Source organism: Rahnella sp. WP5, assembly GCF_000745615.1.
Lineage (GTDB): Bacteria > Pseudomonadota > Gammaproteobacteria > Enterobacterales > Enterobacteriaceae > Rahnella > Rahnella aceris.
The window spans coordinates 165,741-187,867 of sequence record NZ_JQJR01000006.1 but is presented as its reverse complement, the minus strand read 5'-3'; the positions used below and the strand labels follow the sequence as shown (position 1 = coordinate 187,867).

16 protein-coding genes are annotated in these 22,127 nt (G+C 51.8%); 13 read left to right on the top strand and 3 right to left on the bottom strand.

What is annotated here, in order from left to right; translation table 11 throughout:
• Positions 1–8: 8 nt before the first annotated feature.
• From aceF to EX31_RS03460, 3 genes are all read left to right on the top strand, one after another.
• On the top strand, positions 9–1,907 hold the full coding sequence (gene aceF, locus EX31_RS03475) for a pyruvate dehydrogenase complex dihydrolipoyllysine-residue acetyltransferase (RefSeq protein ID WP_037033408.1): 1,899 nt from the start codon (positions 9–11) through the stop codon (positions 1,905–1,907).
• Positions 1,908–2,118: 211 nt separating this feature from the next.
• Positions 2,119–3,543, top strand: a complete 1,425-nt coding sequence (gene lpdA / locus EX31_RS03465) for a dihydrolipoyl dehydrogenase (protein ID WP_037033407.1) — start codon at positions 2,119–2,121, stop codon at positions 3,541–3,543.
• A gap of 249 nt (positions 3,544–3,792) precedes the next feature.
• On the top strand, positions 3,793–6,204 hold the full coding sequence (locus EX31_RS03460; protein ID WP_231576026.1) for a glycerophosphodiester phosphodiesterase family protein: 2,412 nt from the start codon (positions 3,793–3,795) through the stop codon (positions 6,202–6,204).
• A gap of 24 nt (positions 6,205–6,228) precedes the next feature.
• Here EX31_RS03460 and EX31_RS03455 read toward each other — a convergent pair whose 3' ends face one another.
• Both EX31_RS03455 and EX31_RS03450 read right to left on the bottom strand, forming a co-directional pair.
• Complete coding sequence (locus EX31_RS03455; protein WP_037033404.1) at positions 6,229–7,341, bottom strand: ROK family transcriptional regulator; 1,113 nt, start codon at positions 7,339–7,341, stop codon at positions 6,229–6,231.
• Between the two features lie 22 nt (positions 7,342–7,363).
• Complete coding sequence (locus tag EX31_RS03450) at positions 7,364–8,194, bottom strand: glycerophosphodiester phosphodiesterase (protein WP_037033402.1); 831 nt, start codon at positions 8,192–8,194, stop codon at positions 7,364–7,366.
• A 228-nt stretch (positions 8,195–8,422) separates the two neighbouring features.
• On the opposite strand from EX31_RS03450, the gene EX31_RS03445 reads away from it, so the two are divergent.
• From EX31_RS03445 to yacL, 10 genes are all read left to right on the top strand, one after another.
• Positions 8,423–9,514 (top strand): ABC transporter ATP-binding protein, encoded by a 1,092-nt coding sequence (locus tag EX31_RS03445; RefSeq protein ID WP_037033400.1) that lies wholly within the window; start codon positions 8,423–8,425, stop codon positions 9,512–9,514.
• Positions 9,501–10,364, top strand: coding sequence for an ABC transporter permease (locus tag EX31_RS03440; protein WP_013576979.1), 864 nt, complete (start codon positions 9,501–9,503; stop codon positions 10,362–10,364). The genes EX31_RS03445 and EX31_RS03440 overlap by 14 nt, the downstream gene beginning before the upstream one ends.
• Positions 10,361–11,197, top strand: a complete 837-nt coding sequence (locus EX31_RS03435; protein WP_013576978.1) for an ABC transporter permease — start codon at positions 10,361–10,363, stop codon at positions 11,195–11,197. Before EX31_RS03440 ends, EX31_RS03435 begins: the two co-directional genes overlap by 4 nt.
• A 57-nt stretch (positions 11,198–11,254) precedes the next feature.
• Entirely contained in the window at positions 11,255–12,310 is a 1,056-nt protein-coding gene (locus tag EX31_RS03430) for an extracellular solute-binding protein (protein ID WP_369794759.1), read from the top strand.
• Positions 12,311–12,572: 262 nt separating this feature from the next.
• On the top strand, positions 12,573–13,097 hold the full coding sequence (locus EX31_RS03425; protein WP_037033399.1) for a fimbrial protein: 525 nt from the start codon (positions 12,573–12,575) through the stop codon (positions 13,095–13,097).
• A 169-nt stretch (positions 13,098–13,266) separates the two neighbouring features.
• Positions 13,267–13,908, top strand: a complete 642-nt coding sequence (locus EX31_RS03420) for a fimbrial biogenesis chaperone (protein WP_369794755.1) — start codon at positions 13,267–13,269, stop codon at positions 13,906–13,908.
• 8 nt (positions 13,909–13,916) lie between these two features.
• Positions 13,917–16,430, top strand: a complete 2,514-nt coding sequence (locus EX31_RS03415; RefSeq protein WP_037033395.1) for a fimbria/pilus outer membrane usher protein — start codon at positions 13,917–13,919, stop codon at positions 16,428–16,430.
• A gap of 8 nt (positions 16,431–16,438) precedes the next feature.
• Positions 16,439–17,422 carry a fimbrial protein gene (locus tag EX31_RS03410; RefSeq protein WP_037033569.1) on the top strand — a complete coding sequence of 328 codons (984 nt, stop codon included), beginning with the start codon at positions 16,439–16,441 and terminating at the stop codon, positions 17,420–17,422.
• Between the two features lie 706 nt (positions 17,423–18,128).
• Positions 18,129–20,726, top strand: coding sequence for a bifunctional aconitate hydratase 2/2-methylisocitrate dehydratase (acnB, locus tag EX31_RS03400; RefSeq protein ID WP_037033391.1), 2,598 nt, complete (start codon positions 18,129–18,131; stop codon positions 20,724–20,726).
• 76 nt (positions 20,727–20,802) lie between these two features.
• Positions 20,803–21,168: a protein YacL gene (gene yacL / locus EX31_RS03395; RefSeq protein WP_013576972.1), complete on the top strand. Its 366-nt coding sequence runs from the start codon at positions 20,803–20,805 to the stop codon at positions 21,166–21,168.
• Here the strand turns inward: yacL and yddG are convergent.
• Positions 21,158–22,048: an aromatic amino acid DMT transporter YddG gene (yddG, locus tag EX31_RS03390; protein WP_013576971.1), complete on the bottom strand. Its 891-nt coding sequence runs from the start codon at positions 22,046–22,048 to the stop codon at positions 21,158–21,160. The two genes, yacL and yddG, sit on opposite strands and share 11 nt — an antisense overlap.
• Between the last annotated feature and the right edge of the window lie 79 nt (positions 22,049–22,127).

The window sequence follows — 22,127 nt, the reverse complement described above, 5'->3', positions numbered from 1 at the left end:
AAAGACAGATGGCTATTGAAATTAACGTACCGGACATCGGTGCAGATGCAGTGGAAGTCACCGAAATTATGGTGAAGGTGGGCGATAAAGTTGAAGCAGAACAATCGCTGATCACCGTTGAAGGCGATAAAGCTTCTATGGAAGTGCCTTCTCCACAGGCTGGCGTGGTCAAAGAAATTAAAGTTGCGGTCGGCGATACCGTCGAAACCGGCAAACTGATCATGATCTTTGACGCCGCTGACGGTGCTGCTGATGCAGCACCTGCGAAACAGGAAGCCAAAGCAGAAGAGAAACCTGCTGCTGCCGCCGCCCCTGCTTCCAGCGAAAGCAAAGAAGTGAACGTACCTGATATCGGTGGCGACGAAGTTGAAGTCACTGAAATCATGGTGAAAGTGGGCGACACAGTAGAAGCGGAACAATCGCTGATCACCGTAGAAGGCGACAAAGCCTCTATGGAAGTCCCTGCGCCGTTCGCGGGCAAAGTTAAAGAAATCAAAATCGCTGCGGGCGACAAAGTCAGCACCGGTTCCCTGATCATGGTCTTCGAAGTGGCAGGTTCTGGTGCAGCCGCACCTGCCGCCGCTGCAGAAACCCAATCAGACGCGGCACCTGCGGCTGCGGCTCAGTCCGGCAGCAAAGAAGTGAACGTGCCTGATATCGGTGGCGACGAAGTTGAAGTCACTGAAATCATGGTGAAAGTGGGCGACAAAATCAGTGCAGAACAGTCACTGATCACCGTTGAAGGCGACAAAGCCTCAATGGAAGTCCCGGCTCCGTTCGCGGGTACCGTGAAAGAAATCAAAATTGCTGCGGGCGACAAAGTCAGCACCGGCTCTCTGATCATGGTCTTCGAAGTAGAAGGCGCTGCGCCTGCTGCTCCGGCGGCTAAGAAAGAAGAAGCGGCTGCCCCGGCGAAACAGGAACAAAAAGCCGCTGCTCCTGCTGTTAAAGCAGAAAGCAAAGGCGAATTCGCAGAGAACGATGCTTACGTTCACGCCACGCCGGTTATCCGTCGTCTGGCCCGTGAATTCGGTGTTAACCTGGCGAAAGTCAAAGGCACTGGCCGTAAAGGTCGTATCCTGCGTGAAGACGTACAGACTTACGTGAAAGACGCGGTCAAACGTGCTGAAGCCGCGCCGGCAGCAGCAACGGGTGGCGGTCTGCCTGGCATGTTGCCTTGGCCGAAAGTGGACTTCAGCAAGTTCGGTGAGATTGAAGAAGTTGAACTGGGCCGTATCCAGAAAATCTCTGGTGCGAACCTGAGCCGTAACTGGGTGATGATCCCGCACGTTACGCACTTCGACAAAACTGATATCACTGAGCTGGAAGCGTTCCGTAAACAGCAGAACGATGAAGCCGCTAAACGCAAACTGGACGTGAAATTCACTCCGGTGGTCTTCATCATGAAAGCCGTTGCCGCTGCCCTTGAGCAGATGCCACGCTTCAACAGTTCCTTGTCCGAAGATGGTCAGAAACTGACGCTGAAAAAATACATCAACATCGGTGTGGCGGTTGATACGCCAAACGGTCTGGTTGTTCCGGTCTTCAAAGACGTGAACAAGAAAGGCATCGCCGAGTTGTCCCGTGAGCTGATGGCTATCTCCAAGAAAGCCCGTGACGGTAAGCTGACTGCTGGCGAAATGCAGGGCGGTTGCTTCACTATCTCCAGCCTCGGGGGTATCGGGACGACCCACTTCGCGCCAATCGTTAATGCGCCGGAAGTGGCTATCCTCGGTGTTTCCAAGTCTGCCATTGAGCCAGTCTGGAACGGCAAAGAGTTCACACCGCGTCTGATGATGCCAATGTCGCTCTCCTTCGACCACCGTGTCATTGACGGTGCCGATGGTGCGCGCTTCATCACCATCATCAACAACGTGTTGTCAGACATTCGCCGCCTGGTGATGTAAGTGAAAAGCCGGCCAGACGGCCGGCTTTTTTCTGATAATCTCTTCATGCTGTTTGAGATTTTCCAGGGCAAAGCACAAATCGGATGCCGTTTGTTGTTTCAAATTTGTTAACAATTTTGTAAACTGCGGGCGGATAGAACGACCCGGTGGATGATGGGCGTTACGATATAAAATGACGTCAGACCCGCCGGACATAAATTAAGAGGTCATGATGAGTACTGAAATTAAAACTCAGGTCGTGGTATTTGGGGCGGGTCCTGCGGGCTATTCTGCTGCTTTCCGTTGCGCTGATTTAGGTCTTGAAACTGTTCTGGTTGAACGTTATTCCACGCTTGGCGGCGTGTGTCTGAACGTTGGCTGTATCCCTTCTAAAGCTCTGCTGCACGTCGCGAAAGTGATCTCTGAAGCAAAAGCACTGGCTGAACACGGTATTGTTTTCGGTGAGCCGAAAACGGACATCGATAAAGTCCGCGTCTGGAAAGAAAAAGTCATCAACCAGCTGACCGGCGGTCTGTCCGGTATGGCGAAAGGCCGTAAAGTCAAAGTCGTTAACGGCTTGGGCAAATTTACTGGCGCGAATACTCTGGTTGTTGAAGGCGAAAATGGTCCGACGACCATCACTTTCGACAATGCCATCATTGCGGCGGGTTCCCGTCCAATCAAACTGCCATTCATTCCACATGATGACCCGCGTGTCTGGGATTCTACCGATGCGCTGGAACTGAAAACCGTCCCTGAGCGTCTGCTGGTCATGGGCGGCGGTATTATCGGTCTGGAAATGGGCACCGTTTATCACGCGCTGGGTTCTCAGATTGACGTGGTAGAAATGTTTGATCAGGTGATCCCTGCGGCTGATAAAGACGTGGTGAAAGTTTTCACCAAGAAAATCAGCAAGCAATTCAATCTGATGCTGGAAACCAAAGTGACAGCCGTAGAAGCCAAAGAAGATGGCATCTACGTCACGATGGAAGGCAAAAAAGCCCCTGCTGAACCACAGCGTTATGACGCCGTGCTGGTGGCTATCGGCCGTGTGCCTAACGGTAAACTGCTGGAAGCGGGCGCTGCTGGCATTGAAGTGGACGACCGTGGTTTCATCCACGTCGACAAACAAATGCGCACCAACGTGCCACACATCTTTGCTATCGGCGATATCGTCGGTCAGCCAATGCTGGCGCACAAAGGTGTTCACGAAGGCCACGTGGCTGCCGAAGTTATCTCCGGCAAGAAACACTACTTCGATCCGAAAGTCATTCCATCCATTGCCTACACTGAGCCAGAAGTTGCCTGGGTGGGTCTGACTGAGAAAGAAGCGAAAGAAAAAGGCATCAGCTACGAAACCGCCACCTTCCCGTGGGCAGCTTCCGGCCGTGCTATCGCTTCCGACTGTGCAGACGGCATGACCAAACTGATCTTCGACAAAGAATCTCACCGTGTCATCGGTGGTGCGATTGTCGGCACCAACGGCGGCGAGCTGCTGGGCGAAATCGGTCTGGCGATCGAAATGGGTTGTGATGCAGAAGATATCGCGCTGACCATCCATGCTCACCCGACTCTGCACGAGTCCGTGGGTCTGGCAGCAGAAATCTACGAAGGCAGCATTACCGACCTGCCAAACCCGAAAGCGAAGAAAAAGTAATTTTCTCCTTTGCTGATAAACGCCTCTCCGGAGGCGTTTTTTTTTGCCTGATATTAGGTGCTAGTTATTTATATATCAAATGGGTTGTTAATGATAAATATAAATTGAATATGTTTAATGCGTTGATTGTTTAATGTTTGGTGTCTGATTGCTTTATTCGTGAGCTTGGTAGCATTTTATTTTAAATTCAATGTTAAAACGGAGGGGGTTAATTGTTTTAATTACATTGGATATATAAATGGAGCAACAATGGACGTTAAATTAAGGACTACGCTCAGCGTATTATGTTTATTGTCATTATGTCCGTCGGCTAAGGCCGCAACCGAATGTATGTTTACCTCACAATCAAACGTAAATATCACCTACAGCGATACGATTGTAATTACTGATGAAGCGCCGCCTGCCAATGGTTTTAAGCAACTCACCACGCAAACCAGTACGCAATATATTCCTTCAACCGAGATTCATTCAACCTGTAATGCAGGTCAGGACGGGCAAGCTTTTTCAGGCAGTGTTGCCGGATATCAGGGATCATTAGATATTTTTACCGCCATAAATGGTAAAAACGTGCAACTTTATGGCACGTCTATTCCCGGCATATTTTATGCGGTAAAAATGTATAGCAAAAAATGCCCGGAAATGGGGGGCTATGTTCCCCCGAGTAAAGACTGGACGTTTCTCTATGATGTTGGCGATGACGATGAAAAATCGTGTTTGAAAAGTGATGAGCCTTATTATTTTGACCTGGCTTTCTTTATGAATTCAGATTACCAGCCGCGGGAAGATACCATCGCGATTCAAAATATCCCGATACAGGAACACGGCAATTTCAAACTTTCCGGTACGGATGGTGATGATGCGCAGGGGAAGGCTACGGTTGAAACGGTGCAGTTTGTCGCTGAATTAAGGAAGAATGCCACGGAATGTCCAACGTCGGCGACATTGTTGAATGAATTACAAAACAAGCTTGCGAAGAATAACCAAATAGTCACGGCCCAGCATCGAGGGGATTTTAATGACACGCAGCCAGAAAACAGCCTCGGTGCTTTTCATCTGTCCTATGATCGTTGCCGCGCTAACGTAGAAACGGACGTCCGCGCGACGTCAGACGGTGAACTGGTTGTGTTTCATGATCTCAACATCGGTAAGATGCTTGAGCCAACTTATGATCCTATCGCGAACTCCGGGCCGAATGTGGCGCTGAGTAGTTTGACACTGGCAGAATTGCAGCAAAAGTACCTCGTCAATGTTGCCACGCGACAACCGACCACGTATACGGTACCGACGGTCAATCAACTGATAGATGATTACATTGCCTATAATGGCCAGTCACTCATTTATCTCGAAACCAAGTCATCTTCCGTCATCATGCCCACTGCACTGGCCCTGTATAATAAATCGGTTACGTATTCGGGCAGCAACCTGTTACAGCGGATCATTATGAAAGTGAATATGGCGGAATATCCCTCGCCAGACCTTTGGAATAATGCACTGATTAACGCCGGTATCCCGGCGGGGGTCACCATCATGATCGATCCGGTGATTACACCTAATGATGCCAGTAAAATAAATGACTTGCCTGACACCACCTTTGCCTGTCCTGCCGGGATCTCCGATAGCAAGGCGGTTTGTGCCGTTCGCGCATGGGCAAACGCGCCAGCGACACTGGCCCCGATGGTCTCTGTGTTAATTAAAGATTCCGCCGATTTTGAGGAAGTGAGCACCAAACAAAATGAACAGGGCAGCTATGACGCGCCAGCCAATTTCGAGTTATCAAATACGGTGAGTGGTACGGTGGCTGAAATGGTGGCGGTAATTAAAGGGGCAGGGAAAGCGCTGGAGATATTCTCACCCGTACCAGATTACATGTTATGGAAAAATTTAAATTTCTACACCGAAACGGTCTATGACAAAAATATCCCGCAGGATATCTCGGTCAGAGAAGCATTTTATAATAACGACTCATCATGCTGTTACCGCGTGCTGGATAAGCTCAGTCCGTCAACAATAGCGGCAGAAAAAAATGATTATCGCATGAACCTCGGCTGGCTGCGGGATATCGGCGCAAATGTCATTACGGCTGACGACACGGATTCAATTAATACTTATTTTTCTGGCACTGGAGTGCTCGATAGAGCATTAACGCCACATGTCTGGACACCTTCTTTTTATATGCAATCGATTTTGTCCTGGCAATTGGGTAGTGCAGTCATGGAAGACAAGAGTCTGGCTTCCGGGAAAGATGCTTATGCTCTCTATAATAACGATGATTCCTATGCATGGACCTATCGTTCCGACCCACCTATTGCGGTGATGCGAGCCGGCTATTACGCATGGATGTCAGTTAAACGACAGCCCGATGGACGGGTACGTATTTCACCCGCATATAATAAGGAGCAATGCTTGCGCTCAGCGTTGAGCAACCATTCGTGGGATTATGTTGGCTGGAAAAAGGATTGCACCTCGGAGAATACATTGTGGGAGATGCAACCTAAAAGCGGCAGTGATGATTGGTTTTCGCTAATTGATGCCCATCATATGAGCCTGGGTTGGGCATACTCGGGCAAACTGTATTACGCCTATTCCTATGGCTATGTCTACGTCGATAAACCGTCAACGCTATCGGATCCTTACTACTGGTCATTCGGCACAGCAAAATAACACGCGGTCGTCAGGCATAGTGCGCTATGCCTGATTAATCACCTGATACAACGGGATCATCGCCGCGCCCCACGAGGCGCTTTCGGCACCCATCGGGGAGTTCGCCAGCCGGACTTTCGGGCGGTCTGGATCAAGCCTGGCATCGAGCCTTTGCGTTAAAACCTCAGTCAGCCTTTCGGTGATGGTTTTCGGCATGGCACCCCCTAAAATAATCAACTGTGGATCCAGCCATTGCAGACATCCCATGATGCTCTGCTCGACCTGATCGCAACAGCGTGAAAACCAGACTTCCAGCAAGGGATGCTGTTCTGCGGTGAGTGCCGGTAGTTGCGCTTCGCTTAACCCTGCTTGTGTGAGCGTCGCGACCAGATCTTTATAGGATGGACGCGGTTTATCGCCCGGAAATGCCATACCGACTTCACCGGCATTCAGAAACCCGCCGCGCAGGAGTTTGCCATCGGCGATAATCCCGGCACCGATCCCGTAACCGAGATCGATAAAGGTTATGTCACGATAGGAATTCCACGTACCTGAATACAGCTCGCCAATCGCCGAGGCATTGGCGTTGTTTTCAACCCATGTCGGCCACGGCAAATTGTCCTCAAACGCCTGTTGCAGGTCGACATCGCGCCAGCTTGAAAGCCAGGCCACACAGTGACGCTTTTTGCCATCGGGCTTGAGAAAACCCGGCACGGCATAACCCATGCCGAGGATGCGCGCATGTTTAAGCTGGCGTTTTTTTAACGTCAGCTCCACCAGGTTTTTAATCTGTTTTAGTGTGGTGGCAAGCGGCTGATTTTCCTGATGAGGCTCAGAAATACTGAACAGTTTGCGGCCACTGAGATCGACCAGCGTCATGTCGATAAAGCCAGGGCTGAAAGCCAGCCCGACCGCACACGCGCCGCCAGGATTGAGCCGCAGGGGCAGCGACGGTTGTCCGCGCTGTCCCATATTGCGTTCGCCTTCGATAACCAGACCCGAAAATAAAAGCTCCCGGCATTGTTGGGTGATTGCCCCCGCAGTGAGATTTGAATAGCGCGCCAGTTCGGCGCGTGTCACCGGTGCATGGCGACGAATCAGCTCCAGCAGCAAACGTTGGGTAGGACGCAGTTCCAGACGGTCAGGTTTTACATTCATAATATGGCTATCGTTTTTGTTATCAGGCCCAGCGCAGTCCCGCTTCTTCAATCAGCGCCTGCAGGTACGGAAGATCATCATGGCTGAGCATATCGATCAGACCTTCACGCAGCCAGCCCATGATCTCGGGGCGACTATCATACCCGAATTTGTGCTGGTACTGCTCCAGTGGCGTCATGCCATTTTTCACTTCATGCAGGTACATGCGTACCCCCAGTCCCGCCTGTTTATAGGCCCGAAGATCGTCAACATGGGCGAACTCATATTCAAAACAGACGCAACTGGCATGGGAATGCTGCACGGCGGCCAGTTGATTGTTGTAACGCTCCAGCGTCACGACCTGCAATGCTAAATCTGGGATCAGGGCTTTGACGCGGTTAATCAACACATGATTAAACCCCAGCAACTGAATATGTGACAGCGCCTCTGGCATTGACTGCAACAAGGCAACCAGATGATACACAAATTCGTCATGTCGACGACGTTGCTTCACTTCCACGATCAGGCCCATGCCATTCTCTACCGCCCAACGCAGAATATCCTGCAATAAAGGGATCGGCGTGCCCGCAAATTGCGCATGGTACTTAACGCCGAAATCAAATTGCCGTAACTGCGCGAGCGTCATTTGCTCGACAAAATCTGTGCCGGTCGACACGCGATCAATGCGGTGATCGTGAGTGACCACCAGATGATTATCTGCGGTCAGATGAATATCTAACTCAATGCAATGAGTCCCTGCCTCTTTTGCCCCGATAAACGCGGGCAAAGTGTTTTCCGGATAACGGCTGGAGTAGCCGCGGTGACTGTTTGCCAGCACGATGCCTTGTGCGGCCTGATGAAAGTTAAACGCCATTGCCTGTTCCTTTTATGGTGTGAACATATGGCCATTAAATTTACTCTTTAAATTTAATTATGGAAATAAAATAATTATAGTGATTATTTTTGTTATACATATGCATGATAAATAATAAGTTTTTGTATTTTTATGGCTTGTTTTTGATTTTGAGGATCTTTGTCACATAAATTTTATATTTAGTGTGTAAATTTAATTGCCGGAGTTTTAACACAGGATTTGTACACTATGTCGACGCTTTCACTGGAACAGGTTACAAAGCAATTTGGCGCGTTTTACGCCGCCCGCGAGATCTCCTTCACCGCCGAGGAAGGTGAATTTGTCACCCTGCTTGGCCCGAGCGGTTGTGGCAAAACCACGCTGCTCAAAATGATCGGCGGGTTTCATCAGCCAGACAGCGGACGCATTCTGATTAACGGGCAATCCGTTAATAATTTGCCGCCGGAAAAGCGCAACACGGCAATGTGTTTTCAGTCGTACGCGCTGTTTCCGCACCTGAATGTGGCGCATAACATCTGTTTTGGTTTGAAGCAAAAACGCTTACCTCTTGCCGAGCAGCAACTGCGGCTGGCGGAGGCGTTGAAGCAGGTTGGCTTGCAGGATCAGCACCTGAAAATGCCGGTGCAACTTTCTGGCGGGCAGCAGCAACGCGTGGCACTGGCCAGAGCGATGGTTACGCGCCCGGATGTGGTGTTGTTTGACGAGCCGCTGTCCAATCTGGATGCGAAACTGCGTGAAAGTGTGCGTTTTGAAATCAAAGAATTACAGCGGCAATATCAACTCACGTCCATTTATGTCACCCATGATCAGGCCGAAGCGTTGACCATGTCCGATAAGATCGTGGTGCTCAATGCGGGCAACGTGGAGCAAATTGGGCCGCCAGAAGAGATTTATTACCGTCCTGCTAACCGTTTCGTCGCTGATTTTATTGGTGCAGCCAATATCGATATCGCCCACATCACTCCTGCGGAACAGCCTGGTTTTTATCGGGTTCGCTGCCAGTTAGGTGAGTTTTATGTACGTTCTCCGCGTCCTCCGCTCGCTGAGCATTGCTATATCTGCTGGCGGCCTGAAGATGCGCGCTTTGTGCCGCAGCCACAAACCGGCGATAACCATTTCTTCCTCACGCTGCGCAAAATGGCGTTTATGGGCAACCTGACCGAAGCATGGGGCGATAACGATGACGGTAAATTGTCGGTACGTCTGCAACTGATCAAAAAACCGCAGGCTGAAAGCGGGGCGCGGGTTTGCTTCCGTTTACCCGAGGATGCGATTCACTTCCTCGAGCCAGTAGTGGAGGGGCACGATGAAATGGCGTAATGAGCTGACCGCCTGGCTGCTGATGATCAGTGGACTAGGCACCATTGTGTTGCTGATGGGATCGACCTTTTACGTGGTGCTGGTACAAAGCATCGGCTATTTCAATCTTTCCGGCGACAGCCAGTTTTCGCTCGAATACTGGCAAAACGTATTACAAGATCCGGTGCTGCACAGCGCGCTGATCTATTCGGTTAAAGTCTCAATATTGGGGGCTTTCGGTGCGGTGCTGCTCTCTTACCCGCTGGCGTTGTGGCTCCGTCAGCCGCTGGTGGCGAAAGAAGGTATCGTTGCTGTTTTGCGTGCGCCGATGTTTATTCCCGGCCTCGTGGCGGCATTTCTGTTCATCAATATTATTGCTTATCACGGCGTGATCAATGAGCTATTGCTGGCGCTGGGCGTTATTGATCAACCGCTGCGTATGCAGAACGATGACTTTGGCTGGGGCGTCGTTATCTTACAAATCTGGAAGAATCTGCCGTTCGCGCTGATTCTGGTCGGTGGCTCAGTTAACGCAATCCGTACCGATGTACTGGACGCGGCGAGTAACCTGGGTGCCAGCCGCTGGCGCTGTTTTCGGGACGTTATCTTTCCCCTGACGTTACCCGCAGTGCAAGTGTCCCTGATCCTTATTTTTATCGGTGCGCTGGGCGACTTTGCCTTCTTCTCCGTCGCTGGTCCGCGCAATACCTACTCGCTGGCTCGCCTGATGCAGGCCACGGCTATGGAATACGGCGAATGGAATAACTCTGCGGTTATTGCCGTGATTATCATGCTGACGGCAGCATTGGGTACCTTGCTTATCGCCATCCTCCTGACACCGCTCGCCACCCGCAAAGGAGAGGTCAAATGAACCGCACGGCGAATGGACGCCTGATCGTCACGATTTCACTGTTGTTCTTTATTCTGGTCAATCTGGTCTGGCTTGGACTGCCATTTTCAATGGCTATCTTATGGTCGCTGGTTGACCCGCAACACCCGTGGAGCTACCCGGACTTATTCCCGCAAGTGTTGTCGATTAACCGCTGGATACAGGTGTGGCAGCAAACTTCGCTGTCAGAAGCCCTCTTTAACAGCTACACCATTGCACCTGCCGTGGCGATGCTGAGTTTACTGCTGTCGTTACCCACCGCTTATGCGTTTGGGCGCATGACTTTTCGGGGCAAAGCCGTTGCGGAAATGCTCACGCTGATCCCACTGGTCATGCCAGGTATGATCATCGGGATCTTCTTCAGCGCCATGCTGATGAATCTGAATATCAGCAACCCGTTTATCAGCATCGTGTTAGGGCACACTGTGCTGACACTGCCTTACTCGATCCGCATTATGTCCGCAGGGTTTAAAGCGGTGCCGCAGGATTTAATTGATGCCAGTCGCGATCTCGGTGCCAGCCATTGGGGAACGTTCTGCAATGCTTTTTTACCGATGCTCAAGCCAAGTTTCCTGGCCGCGTTGATTTTTTGTCTGGTGCGCAGTTTAGAAGAGTTCAGCATTTCATACGTCCTGGGCGCGCCAGATTTTATTACCGTGCCGACCATTCTTTATTCTTTTCTCGGCTATTCCTTTGTGCGCCCGGATGCGGCGGTAGTCTCAATGATCCTGGTGATCCCGAATGTCGTCCTGATGGTCATTATTGAGAAGCTGTTGAAAGGGAATTATCTGTCACAGTCAACCGGCAAGGCGTGATCCTTGATAAGGGAGTCATTCAACATGAAAACAGGCACGGTTTTATTTCTCAGTGGCATGTTATTGAGCGGGGCAGCGACCGCCACACCACTGGCACAACAAGATTGGGATCTTGTCGTCGCACAGGCCAAAAAAGAAGGCTCAGTCACCTTCAACGTCTGGTATTTACAACCGCAATGGCGCAGTTTCGTTGCTGATTTTGAAAAACAGTACGGAATTAAAGTGCGTATTCCGGAAGGGTCGATTGATGGCAACATGAATAAACTGCTGGCGGAAGCTCGCCGCGAGAAAGGCAAAATGGACGTGGTGGCCTTGTCGGTGGCGCAGTTACCGATCATCCGTAAAGCCAATGCCCTGGCGCAGGTAGACTGGCTGCCGGGTTACGGGGATGCGGTGCATCAGTTGCAAAGCGTGAATACTGAAGGATATGCGGTTGCCTTTTGGGGCAACCAAACCGGTATGGCCTACGATCCGCAACAGATGGGCAATCAACCTTTGCCGCAATCACTCGATGATTTACAACACTTTATCGATGCGAATCCGAAGAAGTTTGGTTACAACGATCCGAATAACGGCGGGGCAGGCGAAGCCTTTATTCAGCGCGTGGTCACCCTCTCCTCCGGCACATTTGATGCCGATGCCACGCAAGTCGATCCTGACATTATTAAAAACTGGAAAAAGGGTTGGGAATGGTTCGTCGGTAATAAAGAAAAAATCACCCAGACCGCATCGGGTGCAGATAGCCTGACCCGTCTGAATGATGGCGAATTATTGCTGGTACCCGCCTGGGAAGATCATCTGGCAGGTTTGCAAAAATCCGGGGCGATTACCGGGCGCCTGAAATTTTATATTCCGGCTTTTGGTATGCCGGGAGGGGGCAATATTGCGGCTATTGCCGCAAACAGCACACATCCGGCGGCGTCGGCGGTGTTCCTGAACTGGTTAACGCAAGCTGAAACCCAGCGTGCGTTGAATGTCGCTTTCGGCGCGGTGCCGATGAACAAACAAGTGAAAACAGACGTGGTGCAGCCAGACATTGCCACGCAGTTTTACGGCAAGGAATACAGCATGCAGCTCAGAAAAGAGTTTGTACGCCAGGTTTCTATGCAATAAGTCGTCCATGTCTAAAACCGGAAATATTTCTCATTTCCGGTTTTTTTGCCTTTTTTCACCCGTGGCATACACCGTGCCTGTCCTCATTTATCTCATTACATCCTCATTCATTTATTTTCTTCAGCTCAATGTTATCGATAAAATAATGTGAGGCGATGTGATTACCTCAAATATACCTGCTTGTTTAAAGTGAATGTATATCGCCAGCTTTGATAAATGAATCTGGTGGGATTTATTTAATTTTAATCTCAGGTATTATTCCATGAATAAGCGTAATCCTTTTATTTTACTTCTCGGTACGGTTTTGTGTTTCAGTCAGCCCGTCGTACATGCAGCTGATGGCACCATTAATTTCATCGGACAAATTGTTGCCACGACGTGTGATGTGAATGGCGGAAATAACGCATCCATTAATGTGGATTTAGGCACTGTCGCCGCGACCTCATTTACGGCAGCCGGTGATACCTCTTCGCCGACTGCGTTTACGATTTCACTCACCAACTGCCCGACAGCCTTCACCGCTGCTGCCGTCAAATTCGATGGTACCGCCGATGCAGTGGATAATCAGTTGCTGGAAGTTAGCGGTGGCGCAACCGGTATAGGTATTGAAATTGCGGATAGTCAGGGGACACCAATTCCTCTTTACACGGCCTCACGTTTTTATCCCATTGATGCGACCGCCGAAGGGGTAGATATGAACTTTATCGCCCGCTACAAAAGTACCGAGGCAACCGTAGGCGAAGGCGCAGCAAATGGGACCTCTCAGTTCACCATTAATTATCAATAATAATAATCAACAAATAATCTCTTTAGACTGGCAAGGATGCCAGAGCTTCAGACGCGGATGTCTTTTGTTTTTATTGACGGAAATATGAGAGGAATATATGCGGCGTTTTTTTATTATTTTATCAGGGATGTTATTTGTTCTCTTTTCTGTGCCTCCGGTTTATGCGGGTGTGATTACAGAAGCCACGCGGGTGATATATCCGGGTAATAAAAAAGAAACCTCGCTGACCGTCAGTAATCAGGGTGCACAGTCAGAGCCCTTTCTGATCCAGTCATGGGTGGATAATAACGGACCTGACGGGACACAAAAATCCTCCGTTCCTGCGCCTTTTATCGTGACTCCCCCTTTATTTCGGCTGAATGCCGGTCAAGATAACAGTCTGCGAATTATCCGTACAGGCGGCGTGCTGCCTGAAGATCGCGAATCCCTGTTCTGGCTGAATATCAAATCCATCCCCCGTTTGCCTGAAAATGCCCCCGCCGGTTTATTGCAAATCGTGGTGAAGACGCGCCTGAAGCTTTTTTACCGGCCCGCAGCGTTGCTCGCCCCCACAGCGCAAAGCGCCTGGCGGCAGTTGCAGTTCTCCCGTCAGGACTCAACGCTGCGGGTGACCAATCCGACACCTTATTACTTCACCTTTTTCAGGTTAAACCTTGGCAGCAACCGTGTGGCGACAGGTAACACCATGGTTCCGCCCTTTGGGGAAGCCCGCTATCCCTGGCCTCAGGGAGCGGTCACTGGCGAGGTCAGCTGGCAGGTCGTCAATGATTATGGCGGTACCAGTTCAGTGGAAAAAACCCGGATGCGCTGAGGCATGTTATGAATAAAAATCATGTCGTTACGCATCTTTCATCTTCCCTTTTGCGGTCATGGCTTCTGGCGGGGATTGCTTTGGGAACATCCGAAACACTTGCGGATGACCGTTTTAACGTTCAGGCACTGGAAATAGAACATCCGGGCGCGCCGGTGGATATATCGCAATTTTCCCGGGCTGGCGGGCAGAAGCCGGGTGTTTACCGTGTGGATGTGCTGGTGAACAATGTGCCGAAAGGGCGGCAGGATGTGACGTTTATCGCCTTGAAGGATCTGACACTCTCCCCGCTTTTTACTCCGGCACAATGGCAAGATCTGGGACTCAGAACCCGCAGCATTCCGGCATTACGCGACTGGCCCGCACAAAAGCCGGTTGAGGATTTCACGCCGCTGATGCCCGGCGTGGTCAGCCAGTTTGACTTTTCCCGCCAGAAACTCCTGATCACCATCCCGCAGGGGTTGCTCGACACGCTGGCAAGGGGCGCGGTCAGCCCGGAGTTATGGGATGAGGGAACGCCGGCCTTACTGCTTAATTACAACCTCAGCGGGGCCCGTACCTGGCAAAATTCAGGCGGCAGCGATCAGAGCCAGTTTCTGAGCCTGAGAAGTGGTGCCAACTGGGGCGGCTGGCGGCTGCGCAACTACAGCACCTGGCGTTACAGCCGCAACATTGACGGGCAATCGCAGCAGGACTGGGATTCGGCGTACAGCTTTCTCCAGCGCGATGTGCCGGTGCTCAAAGGGCAATTTATCGCGGGAGAAAGCACGACACCTGCGGATATTTTTGACAGTTTTACCTTTCGCGGCGTGCAGTTGTCTTCCGATGACAATATGTTGCCTGACAGCTTACGCGGCTTCGCCCCCGTGATCCGCGGTATTGCCCGAAGCAACGCGCAGGTGACGATTAAGCAAAACGGCATGGTGATCTACCAGACCTATGTGCCGCCCGGCGCTTTCAGCATCGACGACTTATACCCGACTTCCGCTTCCGGGGATCTGGAGATAACCGTCAGGGAAAGTAATGGCGAAGAGCGACATTTTACCCAGGCATTTTCTGCTATCCCGATCATGCAGCGCGAAGGCCGGTTGAAATATGCCCTGACACTGGGGAAATACCGCACCTATCAGTCCGGGGGTAATGAACCTGAATTTCTTCAGGGATCACTGATTTATGGTCTGGGTTATGGCGTGACGCTGTTTGGCGGCAGTCAGCTGGCGCAGAACTATAAAGCGGCGAATGCCGGTATCGGCAGTATGGTCGGAGATTGGGGATCTTTGTCGTTTGATACCACGCTGGCCAACAGCGAACTGACGGACAATCACACAGAACGCGGTCAGGCATACCGGCTGCAATATGCCAAAAGTGTGACTGCAACAGGCTCAACGCTGTCGCTGGCAGGGATCCGCTTTGCCGGGGATTTTTATCATTTCAGTGATGCCAGTAACTGGCGTGAGGACGCAAGCAACGGAAATTACTATGGTCAGCCACGGGAACAGTATCGCCTTAACCTGACTCAGATGATTAATAACGGGCAGTGGGGATCGCTTTCGCTTTCGTGGTATCAGCAAAACTACCGACAGTCGCAAGTTAATCAGCGCAGTCTGGGGATCAGTTACAACGTCAATATTGCCAGTATCGATTACGCCTTATCGGTATCGGATAACCGTACTTACGGCACTGAGAGCGATAAACAGATCGCCTTTAATGTCAGTATCCCCCTGGGTCGCTGGCTGTCAAACGCCTGGGCCACGGCTAACGTGAACAGCGCCAGTCACGGGCGGACGCTTTATCAGACCGGTATCAACGGCATGCTGCTTGAGGATAACAACCTCTCTTATGCCGTCAGTGAAGGTTATGGCACTCACGGGCAGGGAAACAGCGGTAGCGCCAGCCTGAATTATCTGGGCAGCGCCGCGCAGCTCAGCGGGGGCTACAACTACAATCAGGACACTCATCAGGTCAATTACGGATGGCAGGGCGCCATTGTGGGCCATCCCTTCGGTGTCACTTTCGCGCAGCCTCTTGCCAGCGATCTCTCTGCCATTGCCATTGTCCGCGCCCCGGGGGCGGCGGGCGTGAAATTGCAAAATAATACCGGCGTGTATACCGACTGGCGCGGCTACGCGGTGGTGAATTATCTCAGCCCGTACAAGCGAACCCGTGTGGCGTTGGATACCACATCACTGGACGAAAACGTCGATATTGACGACAACATCCTTTCCGTTGTTCCCACTGCCGGTGCCGTGGTTATGGCGTCCTTTACCACGCGGGCCGGTAGCAGATTATTGCTCAACCTTATCTATAACGGGCAGCCTGTGCCTTTCGGCGCAGAGGCGTTTGTGGTGGGCGACGAACGAAACCGCGCCATCGTCGGCGACCAGGGGCAGGTGTATCTCAGTGGCCTGTCGGATCAGGGCGCAGTCAGAGTGACATGGCAAGGGGGACAGTGCGAAGCACCGTTTACATTATCTGGTGCGCAAAAAGCGGCGGTCTCTCAGGCCAGCAGCGTATGTCGATGAGGCTTTATATGAAAATGATGATACTGCTGGTCTGTCTGACCCTGTTTTCTGGCAAATTATGGGCAGCCTGTTCTACCGCACCGGTAATGCCGCAGTCCTGGGATTTAAGTTCGGTTGCGGTGACATCCTCTTTGCCTGTTGGGGCGGATATTCCCGGAAGTCAGCATACTTTCAGCATCAGCGGTACTTGCGGTACAAACGGCAGCAACGAACTCTCCGGCGACCCGATCATCGCCTGTTACTACGGAAACGGCACAGAAATCGCGGGTTTCCCCGGCGTTTACTCTACCGGTGTCGAGGGTATCGGTATTGCCCTGACTAACTCCAGCGGACAACGTGTGGTTGGCGGCGGGGTAAGCTGCGATACGCGCAACACATCGCTGGGTAACCTGGACAGCAGCCTCAGCTATCAGATAGCTGTCACGTTATCGTTAGTCAAAACCGCCAATGACATTTCGGATACGGCACTGGCGCAAAGCCAGACCCGTTTCGGGCTGGGGGTGTATGGCAAATCCGGCCTCGGGGGCGGGGGAGCCAACACGCTCTCTTATACAGGCAATATCAATATCAGAACGGAAAGCTGCGATGTGCTGAATAACACCATTAATGTCTCTCTGGGCACGGTCTGGCCGGGGCTTTTTTCCAGTGCCTCCGCTGGCGGCGTCACGCCCGATGTCCCATTTAGCATCGAGCTCAATTGTGATGCCGGGGCGAATGTGAATATCCGTATCGATGGCACTGCTGACGATTCGCTGGCCGCCGGTGTGATCAAAATCAGCAATGGTGCGGAAGGGCAGGCATCCGGAGTGGGAATTCAGATCCTGAAAGGCGATACCTCGCCTGTGAGCCTCGGACAACAATGGGCAATCACCCCTTCGGCCAGCGAAGGAAGCCTGAGTATTCCCTTTTTTGCCCGCTACTATCTCAACGGGCAAACACTCAGCAGCGGGAGTGCGAATGGCACGGCCACGTTTACGATGATTTATTATTGAGAAAGGTCGCCTTTGCAGACGACATGAAGTGAAGTTTGTTCTCATAAAACAGTGAGATATGTACGATGACCTCCCGGCGTGTCCGCACTGAGTGTCGGTTTCCGGCTATTTATCATCAAAATCATACTGCGGGCTGCTTTGGAATGAGGGCAAATAATTCAATGTACAAAAATAGAGCAAAATCGTTTTTCCCGAGCAATAAGTATTTCCTGCCAATGTTGTGTTTTGCGATCCCAAGATGAGTCCGGGGGTTATAAGATTGCTTTTCACTCACTTTCTGTTCAGGAAGCACCGACCTGCCAGCACTTCGAAGATACAAACCGGCTGTCCTTTGGGGCGGTTTTTTTGTGTCTTTTTTCTGCATTTCCCGCCGTTTATTCCCTTGTGTGATCAGGGTTGTTGTGATGATCTAGAAGGCGAATTGGGATGAACAGCCGATCCGTCTGTGCTCAACGATTCAGCAAAGATTTAATGTTGCTTTTATGTGAACGAATTAACAAGCGGGCAAAATCCTGCTATGCTGCCCGGGCGCTAAAGGGCACTGTGCTCAGGTTCAGGATGTGTCGTAAACCGACAAAGAAACAATCATACCCGCAGTGTCCCCGAATCATCAGACCGTTTGAATTCCCCTGTCCCTACAGGCATGACGCGAGGCTGATGATGGAAGCCAGGCATAATAAATGACAATGAGAGCGAGGAGAAAGTCGTGCTAGAAGAATACCGTAAGCACGTAGCCGAGCGTGCTGCAGAGGGCATCGTCCCTAAGCCACTTGATGCTTCACAGATGGCAGCGTTGGTTGAGTCCCTGAAGAATCCGCCACAAGGCGAAGAAGACACTCTGTTAGACCTGCTGATTAACCGTGTTCCACCGGGCGTCGACGAAGCCGCCTATGTTAAAGCCGGATTCCTGGCTGCAGTCGCCAAAGGCGAAACTACCTCTCCGTTGGTCACTCCTGAAAAAGCCGTTGAACTGCTGGGCACCATGCAGGGCGGTTATAACATTCACCCGCTGATCGACGCACTGGATAACGAAACGCTGGCACCCATTGCTGCGAAAGCGCTGTCTCACACGCTGCTGATGTTTGATAACTTCTACGATGTGGAAGAAAAAGCACACGCGGGCAACGAACACGCAAAAAAAATCCTCCAGTCATGGGCGGATGCCGAATGGTATCTGTCACGTCCGCAACTGGCTGAGAAAATCACCGTCACTGTGTTTAAAGTGACTGGCGAAACCAATACCGATGATTTGTCACCAGCTCCGGATGCCTGGTCCCGTCCAGATATTCCTCTGCATGCGCTGGCAATGCTGAAAAATGAACGCGAAGGCATTCATCCGGATCAACCGGGCAGCGTCGGTCCGATCAAACAAATCGAAGAACTGAACAAAAAAGGTTTCCCGCTGGCTTACGTGGGTGACGTTGTCGGTACCGGTTCTTCGCGTAAATCGGCCACTAACTCCGTGCTGTGGTTCATGGGTGATGACATTCCTCATGTGCCAAACAAACGCGGCGGTGGTGTGGTGCTCGGCGGTAAAATCGCGCCAATCTTCTTCAACACCATGGAAGATGCCGGTGCCTTACCGATCGAAGTGGACGTGTCCAACCTGAATATGGGCGATGTTATCGACATCTATCCGTATAAAGGTGAAGTGCGGAATCACGAAACCGACGAAGTGCTCGCGACTTTCGAACTGAAAACCGATGTCCTGCTCGATGAAGTGCGCGCAGGCGGCCGTATTCCATTGATCATCGGCCGTGGTTTAACCACCAAAGCCCGTGAATCCCTGAAATTGCCGCAGAGCGAAGTGTTCCGCATTGCGAAACCTGTCGCTGCAAGCAACAAAGGTTTCTCGCTGGCGCAGAAAATGGTGGGGCGCGCCTGTGGCGTTGCCGGTGTTCGTCCGAACGAATATTGCGAACCCAAAATGACGTCCGTGGGTTCTCAGGACACCACCGGTCCGATGACCCGTGATGAACTGAAAGACCTGGCGTGTCTGGGCTTTTCTGCCGATCTGGTGATGCAGTCATTCTGTCATACCGCTGCTTATCCTAAGCCGGTTGACGTGACCACCCACCATACGCTGCCTGATTTCATCATGAACCGTGGCGGTGTTTCACTGCGCCCTGGTGATGGCATCATTCACTCCTGGCTGAACCGTATGCTGCTGCCTGACACTGTCGGCACCGGCGGTGACTCCCATACCCGTTTCCCGATCGGGATTTCGTTCCCGGCGGGTTCCGGTCTGGTGGCCTTTGCGGCAGCGACCGGCGTGATGCCTCTTGATATGCCGGAATCCGTTCTGGTGCGTTTCAAAGGCAAAATGCAACCGGGCATCACCTTGCGTGACCTGGTGCATGCGATCCCTTACTACGCGATCAAAGAAGGTCATCTGACCGTCGAGAAGAAGGGCAAGAAAAACCTCTTCTCTGGCCGTATTCTGGAAATCGAAGGCTTGCCGGAACTGAAAGTCGAACAGGCGTTTGAACTGGCGGATGCGTCCGCGGAACGTTCAGCGGCAGGTTGTACGATCAAACTGGATCAGGCGCCGATCAAAGAATACCTCAGTTCTAACATCGTGCTGCTGAAGTGGATGATCTCTGAAGGTTACGGCGATCGTCGTACCATCGAGCGTCGTATCAAAGGCATGGAAGAGTGGCTGGCGAATCCGACCCTGCTCGAAGCCGATGCGGATGCTGAATACGCGGCAGTGATCGAAATCGATCTGGCCGACATTAAAGAGCCAATTCTTTGTGCGCCAAACGATCCGGATGATGCGCGTCTGCTGTCTTCCGTACAGAATAGCAAAATCGATGAAGTCTTTATCGGTTCATGCATGACCAACATCGGTCACTTCCGTGCGGCGGGTAAACTGCTCGACAGCCATAAAGGCGCGTTGCCAACCCGCTTATGGGTTGCGCCACCGACCAAAATGGATGCGGCTCAGCTGACGGAAGAGGGCTATTACAGCGTCTTTGGTAAGAGCGGTGCGCGTGTTGAGATTCCGGGCTGTTCACTGTGCATGGGTAACCAGGCGCGTGTGGCGGACGGCTCTACCGTCGTTTCCACCTCTACCCGTAACTTCCCGAACCGTCTGGGCAACGGCGCTAACGTCTATCTGGCTTCGGCGGAACTGGCGGCGATCGCCTCCCTGCTGGGCCGTCTGCCAACGCCGGAAGAATATCTGGGTTATATGGCGGAAGTGGATAAGACCGCAGTGGATACTTACCGTTATCTGAACTTCGACAAGCTGAGTGAATATACCGATAAAGCTGACGGCGTGATCTTCCAAACCGCAGTCTAAGTCGCTATATTTGCGCCAGTGTTGAAAGGGAGCTTCGGCTCCCTTTTTTATTGTGATTTTTTCAGAGGTCTGCACCATGGATTACGATTTTTTGCGCGACATCACCGGTGAGGTCAAAGTGCGTTTTTCAATGGGCCATGAAGTGCTTGGTCACTGGCTGAATGAAGAAGTGAAGGGCGACCTGAGCGTGCTCGATAACGTCGAAGCGGCATTGAGCGATCTGAAGGGCAGCGAACGCCAGACGCAGATGGCCGGCCATGAATACACGCTGCTGTTAGCCGACGATGAAGTGATGATCCGTGCCAATCAGCTGGATTTCGACGGCGATGAGATTGAAGAAGGGATGAGTTATTACGACGAGGAGAGTCTGGCGTTTTGCGGCGTCGAGGACTTTCTGCAAGTCCTCGCCAAATACCGTTCTTTCGTGATGACTAACCGCTGAGTGACTTGCCCCGCGAGGCGGTCCAGCACAGCAGCGAACCGCCGACCACCATCAGCACGCCCGGCCAGAAACTGGCGCCTGGCAACGTATGCAGCCACAATCCGGCAATCAGAATCGATGACAGCGGCGTGAAATATGACAGCGCGGCCACCAGTGTCGCATTGCCTTTTTTCATCGCAATATCCCAGCACTGATACGACACCGCGGTCACCGCGCCCATCGCCAGTAATTCGAGAATGGCAGGTAATGTCAGGCTGATACGGCTGGAGGAATACGTGAAGTAAAGCGCCCACAGTACGCCGCCGGTTGCCAGCAGAAACAGCGGCAGCACGCCTTTGCCTTTACACAATACGCGGACCAGATTGGAATACAGTGCCCACGACACGGCCGCGCCCAGTGCCAGACCGTAGGCCACCGGGTTGCCGCGCACATTGCGCATCATCTGGTGAATATCCAGCCCGTGACCGCCGCTGATTGCCCACAGCACTCCCGCAAATGCCAGCACCGCTCCCGGCCAGATCCACCAGCGGACACGTAATTTCAGCAGCGGAACCGCAAACAGCAACGTCAGACTGGGCCAGAGATAATTCACCAGCCCGAGTTCCAGCGTTTGCTGGCGGGTATGCGCCAGACCGATCGCCAGTGAAAATGCCACCATATAAAAGATAAACAACAGACCGCAGATGATCAGATAAGCTGCAGATTCACCACGCAGCGACGGTTTGCCGCCGACCATCCAGACTAAAATTCCGCTGACAGTATAAATAGAGGCGGCCGCACCAAAAGGCCCCAGAGATTCGGACAAACTGCGGGTGAGCGCCACGCTCATGCTCCACAATAAAATGGCGAGAACGCCAGACAGTGTTGCAAAACGATCCATAAGAAAGGTAAGCCTCTGGAAAAGGAGACTTTTAAGATAAGCGATTGTTCCGGTTATTTACACCGGAACAATCTCGCTT